The sequence below is a fragment of the Arthrobacter sp. C152 genome, assembly GCF_054890965.1.
Genome location: NZ_JBTZSU010000012.1, coordinates 45,883 through 60,236, shown reverse-complemented (window position 1 = coordinate 60,236; position 14,354 = coordinate 45,883). Strand labels below are relative to the sequence as shown.

At 68.8% G+C, this 14,354-nt stretch carries 15 protein-coding genes; 9 read left to right on the top strand and 6 right to left on the bottom strand.

Annotated elements, in window-relative coordinates; translation table 11 throughout:
• Position 1: 1 nt before the first annotated feature.
• Complete coding sequence (locus ACYSM9_RS10800) at positions 2-763, bottom strand: lysostaphin resistance A-like protein (protein WP_461856955.1); 762 nt, start codon at positions 761-763, stop codon at positions 2-4.
• A gap of 218 nt (positions 764-981) precedes the next feature.
• Between ACYSM9_RS10800 and ACYSM9_RS10795 the strand changes: the two genes are divergently transcribed.
• Positions 982-2,442 carry an amino acid permease gene (locus tag ACYSM9_RS10795; RefSeq protein WP_461856954.1) on the top strand — a complete coding sequence of 487 codons (1,461 nt, stop codon included), beginning with the start codon at positions 982-984 and terminating at the stop codon, positions 2,440-2,442.
• Between the two features lie 96 nt (positions 2,443-2,538).
• Here the strand turns inward: ACYSM9_RS10795 and ACYSM9_RS10790 are convergent, their stop codons facing one another.
• On the bottom strand, positions 2,539-3,261 hold the full coding sequence (locus tag ACYSM9_RS10790; RefSeq protein ID WP_461856953.1) for a dienelactone hydrolase family protein: 723 nt from the start codon (positions 3,259-3,261) through the stop codon (positions 2,539-2,541).
• A gap of 103 nt (positions 3,262-3,364) precedes the next feature.
• On the opposite strand from ACYSM9_RS10790, the gene ACYSM9_RS10785 reads away from it, so the two are divergent.
• Entirely contained in the window at positions 3,365-4,435 is a 1,071-nt protein-coding gene (locus tag ACYSM9_RS10785; protein ID WP_461856952.1) for a DNA polymerase IV, read from the top strand.
• Positions 4,436-4,534: 99 nt separating this feature from the next.
• Here the strand turns inward: ACYSM9_RS10785 and ACYSM9_RS10780 are convergent, their stop codons facing one another.
• Positions 4,535-4,711 carry a CsbD family protein gene (locus ACYSM9_RS10780; protein ID WP_221386135.1) on the bottom strand — a complete coding sequence of 59 codons (177 nt, stop codon included), beginning with the start codon at positions 4,709-4,711 and terminating at the stop codon, positions 4,535-4,537.
• Positions 4,712-4,816: 105 nt separating this feature from the next.
• On the opposite strand from ACYSM9_RS10780, the gene ACYSM9_RS10775 reads away from it, so the two are divergent.
• The 4 genes from ACYSM9_RS10775 to ACYSM9_RS10760 all read left to right on the top strand — a co-directional run bounded on the left by ACYSM9_RS10775 (position 4,817) and on the right by ACYSM9_RS10760 (position 8,534).
• A complete protein-coding gene (locus ACYSM9_RS10775; protein WP_461856951.1) occupies positions 4,817-5,500 on the top strand; it encodes a pentapeptide repeat-containing protein in 684 nt (227 codons plus the stop codon).
• A gap of 119 nt (positions 5,501-5,619) precedes the next feature.
• Positions 5,620-6,846 (top strand): thiolase family protein, encoded by a 1,227-nt coding sequence (locus ACYSM9_RS10770; RefSeq protein WP_461856950.1) that lies wholly within the window; start codon positions 5,620-5,622, stop codon positions 6,844-6,846.
• Positions 6,846-7,646 carry an enoyl-CoA hydratase/isomerase family protein gene (locus ACYSM9_RS10765; protein WP_461856949.1) on the top strand — a complete coding sequence of 267 codons (801 nt, stop codon included), beginning with the start codon at positions 6,846-6,848 and terminating at the stop codon, positions 7,644-7,646. Before ACYSM9_RS10770 ends, ACYSM9_RS10765 begins: the two co-directional genes overlap by 1 nt.
• Before the next feature lie 3 nt (positions 7,647-7,649).
• On the top strand, positions 7,650-8,534 hold the full coding sequence (locus tag ACYSM9_RS10760; protein ID WP_461856948.1) for a 3-hydroxyacyl-CoA dehydrogenase family protein: 885 nt from the start codon (positions 7,650-7,652) through the stop codon (positions 8,532-8,534).
• Positions 8,535-8,544: 10 nt separating this feature from the next.
• Here the strand turns inward: ACYSM9_RS10760 and ACYSM9_RS10755 are convergent, their stop codons facing one another.
• Positions 8,545-8,778, bottom strand: a complete 234-nt coding sequence (locus ACYSM9_RS10755; protein WP_461856947.1) for a DUF6480 family protein — start codon at positions 8,776-8,778, stop codon at positions 8,545-8,547.
• A gap of 73 nt (positions 8,779-8,851) precedes the next feature.
• Here ACYSM9_RS10755 and ACYSM9_RS10750 point away from each other — a divergent pair, with 73 nt between their 5' ends.
• Positions 8,852-9,460 carry a GNAT family N-acetyltransferase gene (locus ACYSM9_RS10750; RefSeq protein WP_461856946.1) on the top strand — a complete coding sequence of 203 codons (609 nt, stop codon included), beginning with the start codon at positions 8,852-8,854 and terminating at the stop codon, positions 9,458-9,460.
• 6 nt (positions 9,461-9,466) lie between these two features.
• On the opposite strand, the gene ACYSM9_RS10745 is transcribed toward ACYSM9_RS10750, so the two are convergent.
• Complete coding sequence (locus ACYSM9_RS10745; RefSeq protein ID WP_461856945.1) at positions 9,467-10,384, bottom strand: SGNH/GDSL hydrolase family protein; 918 nt, start codon at positions 10,382-10,384, stop codon at positions 9,467-9,469.
• A gap of 136 nt (positions 10,385-10,520) precedes the next feature.
• Between ACYSM9_RS10745 and ACYSM9_RS10740 the strand changes: the two genes are divergently transcribed.
• Positions 10,521-11,252, top strand: coding sequence for a tyrosine-protein phosphatase (locus ACYSM9_RS10740; RefSeq protein ID WP_461856944.1), 732 nt, complete (start codon positions 10,521-10,523; stop codon positions 11,250-11,252).
• A gap of 124 nt (positions 11,253-11,376) precedes the next feature.
• A complete protein-coding gene (locus tag ACYSM9_RS10735) occupies positions 11,377-13,878 on the top strand; it encodes a S1 family peptidase (RefSeq protein ID WP_461856943.1) in 2,502 nt (833 codons plus the stop codon).
• Positions 13,879-13,881: 3 nt separating this feature from the next.
• On the opposite strand, the gene ACYSM9_RS10730 is transcribed toward ACYSM9_RS10735, so the two are convergent.
• Positions 13,882-14,316 carry a PaaI family thioesterase gene (locus ACYSM9_RS10730; protein WP_461856942.1) on the bottom strand — a complete coding sequence of 145 codons (435 nt, stop codon included), beginning with the start codon at positions 14,314-14,316 and terminating at the stop codon, positions 13,882-13,884.
• Between the last annotated feature and the right edge of the window lie 38 nt (positions 14,317-14,354).

The following is a 14,354-nucleotide window of genomic DNA, read 5'->3' as shown; positions in this document are numbered from 1 at the left end:
CTTATGCCTGGACGTGCTGGATCTGTTCGAAGAGATCCGACGGGACGGCATAGATCAGCACCACGGCCAGCAGGTTCTTCGCCGCGTGCACGAAGTAGGAGAACATGACGTTCCTGCCGGTCCACACGTAGACGAACACGAGCGTCGCGCCCATGGCCAGGTACGGCAGCAGCGCCGCCAGGGTGATGGCTTCCTGCCCCACGATGTGCAGGCCGGCGAACAGGACCGCCGACAGGACGCAGCAGATCCAGATGTTCACCCGCCGGCTCATCTTTCCGATCAGCAGGTGCCGGAAAATGTATTCCTCCACGAACGGGCCCACCACCACCAGCAACGGAACCATGAGCCAGGCGGGGACCTGCTGCATCAGGGCCTGCAGCCCTGCCTGGTTCGCGGAGGTCTGCACCTGCCCGCTCAGGGCAACCACCACCACCGTGAGGATCATCATCGCGATCACCGCCGCCGGCACCATGAAGAAGGTGAACCACGGCCGCGTCGCCAGGACCCGAAGGTCCCGCGCCACGACCTTCCGTGCCGCCACGAGCGCGAGTATGCCCACCGAGGCATAGAACAACAGATTCACCGCATAGGATGCCGCGGCGGGGGAGGGCGCGACCTGCCGCAGCAGCGGCGCCACCAGGTCCCCGGCGACGGCAAAGAACGCGGCGATGGCCACGTAGAGGCCCAGCGTGGCACCGTCCATCGGCGAAAACCGGTACAGCTGCGGCTGGGGAGCGGGCGGTAGACGGTGCGCGGTGGCCATGCCTTCAGCCTATCGCCGCTCCCCGCCCGGGCGGCGGCGTGTAGCCCACGTCACTACCATCCCCGGCTGTCTTGTAAGATAGTCGAGCCGCGTGAAGCTTCGGCTGCACGAACATTCACGCTCACAATCGGTGCTTCCACACACGAAAGACCGAATTTTGTGAGCTGAATCATTCGTATTCCGGATGCGGCCAACCCCCCAACCCACAAGGAATCGTTGTGCCTCAAAGTACCCCCCAAGAACTGCAGAACAGCACGGCACCATCCACCGCCGTCGACCCCACCCTCAGCGCCGAGGGTTACAGCAAAACGCTGGGCCGGCGCCATGTCACCATGATCGCCATGGGCGGCGCCATCGGCGTCGGACTCTTCATGGGAGCCGGCGGCCGCCTCGCCTCCACCGGCCCGGCCCTGATCTTCTCCTACGCCATCGCCGGCGTCATCGCCTACCTGCTGATGCGGGCCCTGGGTGAACTCATCATGTACCGCCAGACCTCCGGCTCCTTCGTCAGCTACGCCGGCGAAATGTTCGGGAAGAAGGGTGCCTACCTCTCCGGCTGGATGTACTTCATCAACTGGGGCATGACCGGCATCGCCGAACTCATCGCCATCGGCCTGTACTTCCAGTTCTTCTTCCCCAACGTTCCGGTCGAAGCCTCGGCCATCGCTGCGCTGGCGCTCCTGGTGGCCGTCAACCTGCTCAGCGTCAAGGCCTTCGGCGAATTCGAGTTCTGGGCCTCCTGCCTGAAGGTGGGCGCCATCCTGATCTTCCTCGCCGTGGGCACCTACATGGTGGTCACCAACGCCCAGGTCGGCGCAGGCCACGCCTCCGTTGCCAACCTGTTTGCCGCTGACGGCGGCATGTTCCCCAAGGGCGCCCTGGTGATGGTCCTGGTCCTCAACGCCGTCATCTTCGCCTACAACGGCATCGAACTGGTGGGCATCACCGCCGGTGAGATGGAAAGCCCGGAACGCGAAGTGCCCAAGGCGATCCGCGCCGTCGTCCTGCGCATCGTGGTGTTCTACGTCGGTTCCGTGACCCTGCTCGCCATGCTGCTGCCGTCCGACCAGTACAAGGCCGGCACGTCCCCCTTCGTTACCGTGTTCGGCCAGATGGGCCTCAGCTGGGTGGGCGACGTGATGAACATGATCGTCATCACCGCGGCGCTGTCCTCGTGCAACTCGGGCCTGTACTCGATTGGCCGCGTGTTCCGCACCATGGCCAACAACGGCCACGCCCCCCAGTGGCTGACCAAGATGTCCCGGCGCCACGTCCCGTACGCCGCCATCCTGGCCATCGCCGCCTTCTACCTGGTGGGCATCCTGCTGAACATCTGGCTGGGCGGCTCGCACGCCTTCGACCTGGCCCTGAACACGGCCTCCATCGGCGTCATCTTCTGCTGGGGCGCCATCTTCGCCAGCCAGATCATGCTGCGGAAGAAGGCCGGCAACGTCTCCACCCTGCCCATGCCGGGCTCGCCGTGGACCAGCTGGGCCGGGCTGCTGGGCCTGCTGGCCATCACCGTGCTCATCGGCTTCGACACCATGACCGGCAAGGACGGCGACGTGTTCTACCTGGGCCTCTGGACACTGGGCACCATCCCGTTCTTCGCCGTGCTCCTGTGGCTGGGCTGGCAGAAGGTCAAGAACAACGAGCCCAAGAGCGCGCTGTACACCTGATGTCCAGGCTCTCCTGAGCAAACGTACGACGGCGGGCGGCCCCTGGCTGGGGACGCCCGCCGTCGGCGTTTCCTCCTTGGCGTCAGGGCCGGCCCATTACTTCAGGTGCCGCGCGAAGTAGTCCTCGATCCGCTGCCAGGCCCCGGGGGCGGAGTCCGGGTCCGGCCCGATGCCCATCACCCGCATGAGCGGCCTCAGCAATGCCGGCCCCTCGTCGGTGTCGTTCAGGAAGGCATGGCCTGCGCCAGGGTATTCCTTGACGGTGTGCTCGATGCCCAGCCGGTCGAGCGCCGCCTCAAGCCGGTCGGCGGCTCCCTTCAGGGGTTTGTCCGCGCCGCCGTAGCTGGCCACGATGGGGCAGGCGCCGCGGAGGGCGTCTTCCAGGTTGCGGGGAAGCCGGCCGTAGTTGACCGAGGCCACGTCGAAACCGTCCCGGGCCACCAGCAGCGCGAATCCGCCGCCCATGCAGAAGCCGATCACGCCGGTCTTTCCGGTGGACTGCGGAGAACCGGCCAGCCACGTCCGCGCCGTGGCGATGTCCGTGAATGCCCGCCCGGTGCCCGTGGTCATGCTGCGCATGGTACTGACCAGGCACCGCCGGGCACCGCCGTCGCTGAACAGATCCACGGCCAGCGTCAGGTAGCCCGCCCTGGCCATCCTGTCCGCGTGCCTCCGGGTCTGGTCCGTCAGCCCGAAGGCCTCGTGGATCATCACGACCCCGGGAAAAGGGCCCCGGCCCTCGGGCGTGGCAAGGTAGCCGCCCAGCGATGGGGAGCCGCCGGCGGCGTTACTTTCGGCGCTGAGGTCAACGTAGGTCATGGCTAAGGCTAACCGTGAACCAGGCGTGGGCGATGGGCATGTCCGGCCGCGGACCCGCGTCGAAAGGTGGTGCATCCGTGCCTGGCCGGGGCAGACTGGGGCTGTGGGCGAACCCTGGGTGCTGCACGTGGACCTTGACCAGTTCATCGCTGCCGTCGAAGTGCTCCGCCGGCCCGAACTCGCGGGCAGGGCAATCATTGTGGGCGGCCGCGGCGATCCCACCGAGCGGGCCGTGGTCTCGACGGCGTCCTACGAGGCCAGGGCGTATGGCGTGGGCTCCGGAATGCCGCTGCGGATCGCCGCGCGGAAGGTGCCCGACGCCGTCATCCTCCCCGTGGACCATGAGGCGTACCTGGAAGCGTCCGAAAAAGTCATGGCTGTGCTGCGTGCCCAGCCCGGCGCCACGGTGCAGGTGCTCGGCTGGGATGAGGCGTTCGTTGGCGTACAGACCCCGGATCCCGAGGCCTACGCCCGGCAGCTCCAGCACGCCGTCCTCGCCGGGACCCGGCTGCACTGCAGCGTCGGCATCGGCGACACCCTGGTCCGGGCCAAGGTGGCGACGACGTTCGGCAAGCCGGCCGGCGTCTTCCGGCTCACCGCGGACAACTGGCTCGAGGTCATGGGCAGCCGGCCGACGATCGAGCTCTGGGGCGTGGGGACCAAAGTGTCCGGCCGCCTCGCCAAACTCGGCATCACCACCGTTGCCGACCTCGCCGCATCCGACCCCGATGGCCTGGTCCCCGAGTTCGGCCCGAAAATGGGGCCCTGGTACGCGCAGCTCGGCCGCGGCGACGGCTCGCGGACCGTTGACGACACACCCTGGGTGGCGCGCGGGCACAGCCGCGAAACCACGTTCCAGCAGGACCTGACCGAGCCGCAGCAGATCGATGACGCCGTGCGGGAGCTGGCAGCGCACGTCCTGCAGGATGTTGCCGCCGAAGGCCGGCCGGTCATCGGCCTCACGCTCAAGGTGCGCTACGCGCCGTTCCTCACCAGGACCTACGCCCGGAAGATTCCCGAGACGTCCGATCCCGCGGAAGTCCTGGCCCGCGCCCTCGACCTGGTGGCGAAGATCGAGCCCGGCCGAGCCATCCGGCTCCTCGGGCTGCGCGCGGAAATGACGATGCCCGGGGATTCCCGGCAAGGCCACACGCCGACCAGGTCCGGGTGGTGATGGTGCGGGGACGGCGCAACGGCGGCGGATTCCTGTGGGAATCCGCCGCCGTTCGGGCTGCTGCAGCACGCCGTTCGCTGCGGCTGCACCAGCAAGGACCTAGTCGCGCTTGAACTCGTCCTTGACGCTTTCGCCAACCTTCTTGGCGTCGGCCTTGACCTGGTCCGCCTGGCCTTCCGCCTTCAGGCGGTCGTTGTCCGTGGCGTTGCCCGTGGCTTCCTTGGCCTTGCCGCCCAGGTCTTCTGCAGCGTTACTGATCTTGTCTCCGAGGCCCATGGTGGTGGCCTCCTTTCGTTTCCGTTGATCAACAGTGCTTTTTCACCATAACACGAAGCATGCTTACTTTTTCCTTGCCTCCCGGCCGGCGGCTAGGCTCGGGGCATGAATGAGCGTGCTGCCGCAGCAAAAATAGCCGCGCCGCGGCTTTCGCCCGTAGTGCTGGAGGGGCTGGGGGACTATCCGGCGACGGACCCGTCCGGGCCCGCCTTCCGCCAGGGGGAGAGGTACGACGGCGTCCGGTACAGCCGGGCGTCCGCCGACGGGCTGGAGCTGGCTGAGGCAGTCTTTGCCGAGTGCGCGTTCGAGGGGGTGTCCTTCAATGACGCCCAACTGCGCGGCGCCTCCTTCCGCGACTGCGTCCTGTCCGACACGTATGCGCCCGTCTTCCGCGCGGCCCGCTCCACCTGGCGCGACGTCGAATTCCACAACCCCCGCCTGGGCTCCGCCGAGCTGCATGAGTCCGGCTGGCAGTCCGTCCGGATCGACGGCGGCAAGCTGGACTTCCTGAACCTGCGCGGCGCCAGGCTCACCGACGTGCTGGTCACCGGCTGCATCATCAATGAACTGGACCTCGGCGGCGCCGCCGTGACCCGCGTGAAGCTGGATGGCTGCACGGTGGGTTCGCTGGACCTCACCGGCGCCGGGCTGAAGGATTTCGATATCCGGGGCGTGGACTTCCGCCGCATCAGCGGACTCGGAAGCCTGGCTGGACTGGTGATCGACGAGTACCAGCTGGGCCTCCTGGCACCCCTGCTCGCGGCACACCTGGGCATCACTGTGGCTTAACCGGGTGCGCAACCTCTGGCCGCCATGTACTATTTACAGAACGAACGGTCGGTAAGTGGGCGGCGCCTGCGATGCCGGAGGCCGATGACAGTGCTGTTTATCGCGTGAAGGGTGTTTCCATGGCTGCAGCTGCAGGTCCGCAGGCTTTCCTTGTTGGCGGGGTCCGAACGCCGGTGGGCAGGTACGGGGGAGCGTTGTCCTCCATCCGCCCCGATGACCTCGCCGCCCTCGTGGTCCGGGAAGCCGTGGAACGCGCAGGCCTGGACCCGGAGGCCATCGACGAGGTGATCCTGGGCAACGCCAACGGGGCGGGGGAGGAGAACCGGAACGTCGCCCGGATGGCCACCCTCCTGGCAGGGTTGCCGCTCCACATCCCAGGCATCACCGTCAACCGGCTCTGCGCCTCCGGCCTGAGCGCCATCATCCAGGCCAGCCACATGATCAAGGCCGGTGCCGCCGACATCGTGATCGCCGGCGGCGTGGAATCGATGAGCCGCGCCCCCTGGGTCCAGGAAAAGCCCACCAGCGCGTTCGCCAAGCCCGGCCAGATCTTCGATACCTCGATCGGCTGGCGCTTCACCAACCCCCGCTTCCAGCACGGCGGCCTGTCCCGGGACGGCAAGATGACGTACTCCATGCCGGAAACGGCGGAGGAAGTGGCAAGGGTTGACGGCATCTCCCGCGAGGACGCCGACGCGTTCGCCGTCCGCTCCCACCAGTTGGCGCTGGAGGCCATCGAGGCCGGCCGGTTCAGGGACGAGATCGTCCCGGTGACGGTCAAAACCCGCAAATCCGAGACCGTCGTGGACACCGACGAAGGCCCCCGCCCCGGCACCAGCCTGGACGTCCTGGCCGGCCTGAAGCCCGTCACGCACGGCGGCTCGGTGGTCACGGCCGGGAACTCCTCATCCCTGAACGACGGAGCCTCGGCCATCATCGTCGCCTCCGAAGCCGCCATCGAGCGCCTGGGCCTCACGCCCCGGGCCCGCATCATCGACGGCGCCTCCGCCGGCTGCGAACCCGAGATCATGGGCATCGGCCCGGTCCCCGCCACCCAGAAGGTGCTCAAGCGCAGCGGCCTCAGCGTCGGCGACCTGTCCGCCGTCGAACTCAACGAGGCCTTCGCCACCCAGTCCCTGGCCTGCATCCGCCGGCTGGGCCTGGAACCGGAGATCGTGAACCGCGACGGCGGCGCGATCGCCCTGGGGCACCCGCTCGGATCCAGCGGCTCACGGATCGCCATCACCCTCCTGGGCAGGATGGAACGCGAGGACGCCAGGATCGGCCTGGCCACCATGTGCATCGGCGTCGGGCAGGGCACCGCAATGCTCCTGGAGAAGATCTGATGGCCGGCGCCGTGGACCTGGCCTCGGAAACCTTCTCCGCCCTCTTGGTGGAGGAGCGGGAAGACCGCGTGGTGGTGCTGCTCAACCGGCCCGAAGTGAAGAACGCCATCGACCAGCAGATGGTCGACGAGCTGCACACCGTGTGCGCCGCCCTCGAACAGAACCCCAAAGTCCTGGTCATCGCCGGCGTGGACGGGGTGTTCGCCTCCGGGGCGGACATCGCGCAGCTGCGGGAACGGCGCCGGGACGATGCCCTGCAGGGGATCAACTCCACGATCTTCGTCCGCATCGCCAAGCTCCCCATGCCCGTCATCGCAGCCCTGGACGGCTACTGCCTCGGCGGCGGGGCGGAACTGGCCTACGCCGCCGACTTCCGCATCGGTACCCCCAACGTGCGGATCGGCAACCCGGAAACAGGGCTCGGAATCCTTGCCGCGGCCGGTGCCAGCTGGCGGCTCAAGGAACTCGTGGGCGAACCGATGGCCAAGAAGATCCTCCTGGCCGGGCTGGTGCTCGGCGCCGAGGAAGCCCGGGCCATCAACCTCATTACCGAGATCCACGACCCCGCCGATCTGCTGGAAGCGGCCCACAGCCTCGCCAACCGGATCGGCCGCCAGGACCCGCTCGCCGTCAGGATCACCAAGTCCGTGTTCCACGCCCCGGCCGAAGCGCATCCGCTCATTGACCAGCTCGCCCAGGGCATCCTCTTCGAATCCCAGGCCAAGTTCGACCGCATGCAGGCGTTCCTCGACCGCAACGCCGCGAAGAAGGCCGCCGCCAACCCCGCCGACGGAAAGTAAACCATGAGTGAGTCAACGCCGAACCCCGCCCCTCCCGCTGCCCTTCCCCACTTGGTGGGGGTGCTCGGCGGCGGCCGCATGGGCGCCGGCATCGCCCACGCCTTCCTCATCAAGGGCTCCGACGTCCTGGTGGTGGAGCGCGACGACGTCTCCGCCGAGGCGGCCCGCGAACGGGTGGAGTCCGCCGCGCTGAAAAGCATTGAACGCGGCGGCGTGGACGCCAACTTCGAGGAACTCGTTTCCCGCCTCACCGTCAGCACCGACTACTACGACTTCGCCGGACGGAAGCTCGTGGTGGAGGCCGTTCCCGAGGACTGGGACCTCAAGGTCACCGCGCTGCGGGGCATCGAGGAGCGGCTGGGGGAGGACGACAGCATCGCGTCCAACACCTCGTCGCTGTCCGTCAACGGCCTGGCCCGCGAACTGAAGCGGCCCGAAAACTTCCTCGGCCTGCACTTCTTCAACCCGGTCCCCGCGTCGACGCTCATCGAAGTGGTGCTGGGTGAGCGGACGTCCGCCGGACTCGCTGCCGCGGCAAAATCCTGGGTGGAGGCACTCGGCAAGACCGCCGTCGTCGTCAATGATGCCCCTGGTTTCGCGTCCTCCCGCCTGGGCGTGGCCATCGCACTGGAGGCCATGCGAATGGTGGAGGAGGGCGTGGCGTCCGCGGAGGACATCGACGCCGCCATGGTATTGGGCTACAAACACCCCACCGGACCGCTGCGCACTACCGACATTGTGGGCCTCGACGTCCGCCTGGGCATCGCCGAATACCTCCACTCAACCCTGGGTGAGCGCTTCGCGCCGCCGCAGATCCTCAAGGACAAGGTGGCCCGGGGCGAGCTGGGCCGCAAGACCGGCAAAGGTTTCTTCGACTGGCCCAGCTAGGAATCCCGTATTAGTCGAAGAAACCCACGATGTAGCCGATGAAGTACAGCAGGCACAGCAGGACCACGACGCCGATGATGGCGATCCACAGGAACTGCGTTCCCTTGCGGGTTCCGTGTTCCTCGTGCCCCTGCGGGCCTGCCGTCGATGCTTCGCCCGGTGGTGTCTCTCCCGGCGGAACCCCGCCGCCAGGTTCCAGGCCAGTGATGTTGTCGTCCTGCGGATCCGGGTTGGTGCCTGACACGATAACTCCCTCGGTTGCCGTCCTGGTGCGTTCCCCAGCGTAACCGCCCCGTGGGCGGGCCTAGGCTGGTGCTGTGACTTTCCTTGAACCCCTTACCCTGACCGGCCGCTACGTAATCCTGGAACCGCTCGCGGAAGACCACCACGACGGCCTGGTGGAAGCGGCCCGGGACGGTGAGCTCTGGAAACTCTGGTACACCCCCGTGCCCGCCCCCGAAGGAATGGCGGCGGAAATCCGCCGCCGGCTGGCCCTGCAGGAGCAGGGATCCATGCTGCCTTTCACCACCCGGCTGATCGACGCCGGCACCGGCGGGCCCGGCCGCATCATCGGCATGACCACCTACATGAACATCGACGCCGCCACGCCCCGGGTGGAAATCGGCTCCACGTGGAACGCGGCGTCGGCGCAGGGGACCGGCACCAACCCCGACTCCAAGCTGCTGCTGCTCCGGCACGCCTTCGAAACCATCGGCTGCCCGGCCGTGGAATTCCGCACCCACTGGCTCAACCACCAGTCCCGGGAAGCCATCGCCAGGCTGGGCGCCAAGCAGGACGGGGTGCTCCGCAACCATTCGAGGACCAGTGACGGGAACCTGCGCGACACCGTGGTGTTCTCCATCCTGGAGCACGAATGGCCGGCCGTCCGCGCCGGGCTCGAATACCGGCTGGACCGGCGCGGCTAAGGCGGCCTACCTTCTGGCCAGCGCCGGAATCGGAACCACGGCTTCCACCGCTGCCGCGTACTGCTGGTGCCCGGTGCTGTTCGGGTGGAAGTTCCGCGGGTCCGGGGTCGGGCTGCCGTCAAGGCTGGGGATGGGAAGCGGGCTGAAGTAGACCCACGGGTCCAGCGAGTTCGCCGCGTGCCCGGTGAAGCGGGCGGTGACGTCCACGAACCTCGCGTTGGCCCGGAACTTGTTGGTGGCGTCCGCAGCGGCCTCGGCGAGCGCCTGGTTGAGGGCCGTTGTGCCGTGATTGACCAGTTCCTGGTTCTCCACGGGAATCACGGGATATCCGGCGGCCGGGTCGAAGAGCATCGGGTACCCCTGGACGGCGATGGCCGCACGGGGAGCCGCCTGGTGGATGGCCACATAGGCCTGGGTCAGGGCAGGCTTCAGGGCGTAGAGCGCCTCGGTGCTGGTCCGTACCGCGTCCTGGCATGCCTGGTACGTGCCGGTGCTGCACGCGAACAGGGTGGTGTTCACGCCGACGTCGTTGGCGCCGGCCGTGAGGGTGACCAGCTCGGTCCGCCCGGACAGCTCGCCGGAAGCCGTGGCGGCGCGCACCTGGTCCATGACACTCGGCACATTCCCCGGCTGGGCCGCCGCGTCCAGCAGCGCGCCGTGGCAGGCGCCGTTCCCGGTCAACTCCACGAGCGGATCGGCGGCCAGCACATCCACGTAGCCGCCCTCCGTCTGGATGCAGGGGAAGGTCCACGCCCAGCCGTCCGCGCCCGTGCCCGCCGTATACGAATCCCCCAGTGCCACCAGGTCGACGTGCGGTGCCGGCGGTGCCGCGGCGGCCGGAACGGCGCCGATGCCCACGGCGATTGCCAGGGCGGCGGCGGCTCCGAGGGCCGGCTTCCGCCGTCGTGCCAAAGACGTTGTCATCAGTTCCCCCTCAGTACGTGACTGCCTGTAGATGGCTGCCAATTCATGGCTGTCCCGGGCCCGGGCACGTGGCTGCCACGGTACTCCCGTCCGTCCCGGCTGTCACGGGTGGCGCCGGGTGTGGTTAGCTGTGCGGATGAGCAACCGGCGCAGGTCCATCGACTGGGAGGGCGCCGTCAACGCATGGCACGTGGCCGGCGGGATCTACCGGATGGGACGGCGCGAATGGCTCACCGAGGAGGGCTGGCGGCAGGCGTTCGATGACGGCGTCCGCACCGTCGTAGATCTTCGTAACCCTGCCGAGGTGCGGCGCCGGGACCAGGACCCGGATGTGGCCGCCGCGGCCTGGGCCGGCATCGACGTGGTGTCCGCGCCCACCGAGGAGCCCGGCGACCCCCGGTTCGCCGCCGTCACCGGACCCTACCTGAATGACCCCGCACACTACTCCGAGAACGCCCGGATGTTCCCCCACAAGCTGGTGGGCGTCTTCCGGGCGCTGGCGGTGGCCGCACCCAAGGGACGCGTGGTGCTGCACTGTGCCGCCGGCCGGGACCGGAGCGGGCTGGTCGCGGCCATGGTCCAGGACCTTGCCGGCCACTCCGATGAAGCCATCGCCGAGAGCTACCGGCAGGCTGCCCGGGGGATCAACGAGCGGTACCGCACGCACGGGCCGCCGCACGACCGGGAGCGGTACCTGCCGGAACGGGATTTGGCGCCCCTCCTGGAGGAGCGCGGGCTGGCGGTGGTGGCGTTCGTCCGCGAACTGGACACGCGCTCCTTCCTGCTGGCCCATGGGCTCGGGGAGGCGGAGCTGGAAGCGGTCCTGGCACTTTGCGGGACGGGCGCGGATAGAATGGGACTCATGTGACCTATGTGACATGAGGTGCTGATGTTCCTCAGTCACGTCGATCGGCAGAGAGACGGAACATGACCGGAACGGCATCAGCGGGGAACCGGACCGCCCCGCGGCAGCAATGGCGGGGCGTGACGCGATGACCCTCCGGAAAATGATCGGCCTCGGCGCTGCCGCGGGCCTGCTCGCATCCTCCGCGTACGCGGCCCTTCCAGCGTTCGGCGCCGGGGAGGCAGATCCCACCCCTGCCCCTTCGGCGGGCGCGGGGGCCACGGCAGCGGCCGCAGAGCCCACCAGCACCCTGCCGACAGCCGCGCCGCCGTCCGGTTCAGCCACCTCCTCCGGCCTCTCCGAAGCAGCCCTGGCGGACGCGGTGCAGCGGGACCTCAAGCTGACGCCGCAGCAGTTCGAGGCCGCCGGGGAGCTGGGCGCGCAGGCTGCCGCCGCAGCGGTGCGGCTCCGCGACGTGCCGGGCTACGCCGGGATCCGGATCGAGGCCAGCTCCATTGTGGTGACAGGCTCCGGGAGCGAACTTCAGGCTGCCGTCGCCGCGCTCGCCGGGAGCATCCACGGGCTGTCACTCGAAGCACCCCCAGCCGGTCCCTCCGCCGCGGCGGCCGCGGGGGGCAGCCGGTCCGAGCTGGCCGTGAGCACGGAACAGCTTTACCAGGAGTACGTCCGGCAGGTGGGAACCGCGGGGCTGCAGGCGGTGGTCACCGCCGGCGGCAAGTTCGTGATCAGGACAGGCAGCATTGCGTCCGCCCAGTCGACGGAAGCCGGCGGCACCGGCACTGCAACCAACCCGCCCGGCGCACCGGATGCCGCGGCTCCCGGCAAGATCTCGCCGTCGGAATTTGTCTCGCGGTACGCCAACGTGGAGCTCGACGGCGCCGCCCCCCTCAAGCCGGAAGCGGACGTTCCCGGCGGTGTGGGCTACCAGACGGACCGGCAGGCCATCTGCTCCACGGGATTCTCCGCCTTCGATCCTGCAGGCCTGCCCGCAGTCCTCACGGCCGGGCACTGCACCGACGACGGTGCGGCGCAGACTGCCGACCTCTTGTTCCAGGGCGTGCCCAACGGGCGGCTGGGCTCCTTCGTGTTCAGCCAGTTCGGCGGCCCCGGGAACACCACCGTCCTGAATCCCAACAGCCCCCAACCCGGCAACGTCGGCACGGACATCGCCGTCCTGGGGAACATCCGGCAGGACCTGGACCCGCTGCCGGCGGCCAGCACCTACGGCGACCCCGCAACGCCGGGACCCGACGTCAAGATCATCGGCACCTCCGCCCCGGTGGTCGGCATGCCGGTCTGCCGCTCCGGCTGGCGGACCGGCTGGTCCTGCGGACACATCAGCGCCGTGGGAATTTTCCTGGTGGGCGGACACACGTACCCCGCAGATCCAACCGACATCCGTGCGTTCAACGGTTTCCTGTCCTACGACGTGCAGTCCAACGGCGGCGACTCCGGGGGGCCCTGGATCAGCGGAAACTTCGGCGTGGGCACCCACAGCGCCGGTGAGTGGGGCGGGCCCCAGAACTTCGCTGTTGCAGCCACCCTTGAGGACTCGCTCAGGATGCTCCCCGGCTACCAGCTGGAGCTCTTCCTGAACAAGCCCGAACTGCTTGCGCCGGCGGACAGGACCGTCAAAGCCGGTACCAGCATCACAGGCCGGGTACCGGCCGCGCCCGCCTCCGCCGTCGCCGCGGGCTCCAAGGTCCGCATCACCTACGCGGGCCGGCAGCCGTTCGATGTGCCCGTGGATGCCGCCGGCAACTGGTCCTTCACGGCGCCGGAAGCACCGGGCCCCTTCAGCTTCACCGCAGAAACGGTCAACGGATTCAGCAGATCCGGTGCTGTGTCCCTGGACATCGTCATTTCACCGTCATTCCTTCCCGCACCCACCATCACAACACCGGCCAGCCAGCCGCTGCCCCGGCTGCAGACCGTGGAGGGCACTGGAACGCCCGGCGCCACCGTCACACTGTCCGGTGGCGTCTCCGGCGCGGCCCTGGTGGGGGTGGACGGCCGCTGGTCAGTTGCGCTGGCGGCCCCCGCCCCGTACGGACGGGTGGCGGTGACTGCCGTCCAGTCCTACCCGGGCCTTGCGGACAGTCCGGCGGACACCGCGTCCTTTGCCGTCATGCCGCCGCCACCGGCCGTGACCATCCCCTCGGACGGGCAGCATCTGGTGCAGGACGCTTTGCCGGCGACCATAGCGGGAACCGGGCTGGACGGCGCGGACGTCACTGTTTCCGTCGACGGGCAGCCTGTCACCGGCACGGTGGTTGGCGGGGCGGCGGGATCACGCTCCGCGGGCAACGCCCTGGCTCCGCTGGTCCTGGTGACCGGCGGCGGATGGTCTGCGCCGTTTCCCTCAGGCCTGGCCGTGGGCAGCCACACGGTGTCGGTCACGCAGGCGGTGGACGGTGTCGCCTCCGCCCCCGTGGGCGTCACGTTCTCCGTGGACGCCCCGCCGGTGCATCTTGCCAGCACGGGCGGAAACCCGGCCAACCCGGCCGGGCTTGCCCGCACCGGGTCTTCGGGGCTGCTCCCCGCAGCCATCGCCGCAGTGACGGCCATCGTCGTCGGGGCCGTGCTGACCGTGGTGGTCCGGCGCCGGAACCGGGGCCGGGCCAAGTAACCGCTACTGCTTGTGGCGGCGCATCAGCAGGTTGGTGATGCGCAGGGTGCACAGCCGCTGGCCGGCGTCGTCGGTGATCAGCACCTCATGCGTGGTGAGCGTGCCGCCCAGGTGGATCGGCGTGGCCGTGATGGTCACCTGGCCCTCGCGGGCGGACCGGTGGTGCGTGGCGGAAACGTCCACGCCCACCGCCGTCTTGCCCATCGTGCTGGCGTGGATGACGGCGGCCCAGGATCCCACGGCCTCGCCCACGGCCAGGGAGGCGCCGCCATGCAGCAGGCCGAAGGACTGCCGGTTCCCCTCCACGGGCATGGTGGCCACCACGCGCTCCACTGATTCCTCCAGGATCTTCACGCCCATCTTCTCGTCCAGCTCGCCGAGGGTGATCTTCCACAGTTCGTGCTGGGTGGGGGAGTGGTCGGGGGTCGGGGCGCTCATGTGCTCTCCTTCGGGTGGCTGGACAGGCGCTGGCTTCC

What these genes read in the sequence shown, in the direction of transcription:
- ACYSM9_RS10760 (WP_461856948.1), top strand. Translation starts at nt 7,650, where the DNA reads ATGAGTGAGTCAACGCCGAACCCCGCCCCTCCCGCTGCCCTTCCCCAC.
- ACYSM9_RS10800 (WP_461856955.1), bottom strand. Translation starts at nt 763, where the DNA reads ATGGCCACCGCGCACCGTCTACCGCCCGCTCCCCAGCCGCAGCTGTAC.
- ACYSM9_RS10790 (WP_461856953.1), bottom strand. Translation starts at nt 3,261, where the DNA reads ATGACCTACGTTGACCTCAGCGCCGAAAGTAACGCCGCCGGCGGCTCC.
- ACYSM9_RS10775 (WP_461856951.1), top strand. Translation starts at nt 4,817, where the DNA reads ATGAATGAGCGTGCTGCCGCAGCAAAAATAGCCGCGCCGCGGCTTTCG.
- ACYSM9_RS10770 (WP_461856950.1), top strand. Translation starts at nt 5,620, where the DNA reads ATGGCTGCAGCTGCAGGTCCGCAGGCTTTCCTTGTTGGCGGGGTCCGA.
- ACYSM9_RS10730 (WP_461856942.1), bottom strand. Translation starts at nt 14,316, where the DNA reads ATGAGCGCCCCGACCCCCGACCACTCCCCCACCCAGCACGAACTGTGG.
- ACYSM9_RS10780 (WP_221386135.1), bottom strand. Translation starts at nt 4,711, where the DNA reads ATGGGCCTCGGAGACAAGATCAGTAACGCTGCAGAAGACCTGGGCGGC.
- ACYSM9_RS10740 (WP_461856944.1), top strand. Translation starts at nt 10,521, where the DNA reads ATGAGCAACCGGCGCAGGTCCATCGACTGGGAGGGCGCCGTCAACGCA.
- ACYSM9_RS10765 (WP_461856949.1), top strand. Translation starts at nt 6,846, where the DNA reads ATGGCCGGCGCCGTGGACCTGGCCTCGGAAACCTTCTCCGCCCTCTTG.
- ACYSM9_RS10745 (WP_461856945.1), bottom strand. Translation starts at nt 10,384, where the DNA reads ATGACAACGTCTTTGGCACGACGGCGGAAGCCGGCCCTCGGAGCCGCC.
- ACYSM9_RS10735 (WP_461856943.1), top strand. Translation starts at nt 11,377, where the DNA reads ATGACCCTCCGGAAAATGATCGGCCTCGGCGCTGCCGCGGGCCTGCTC.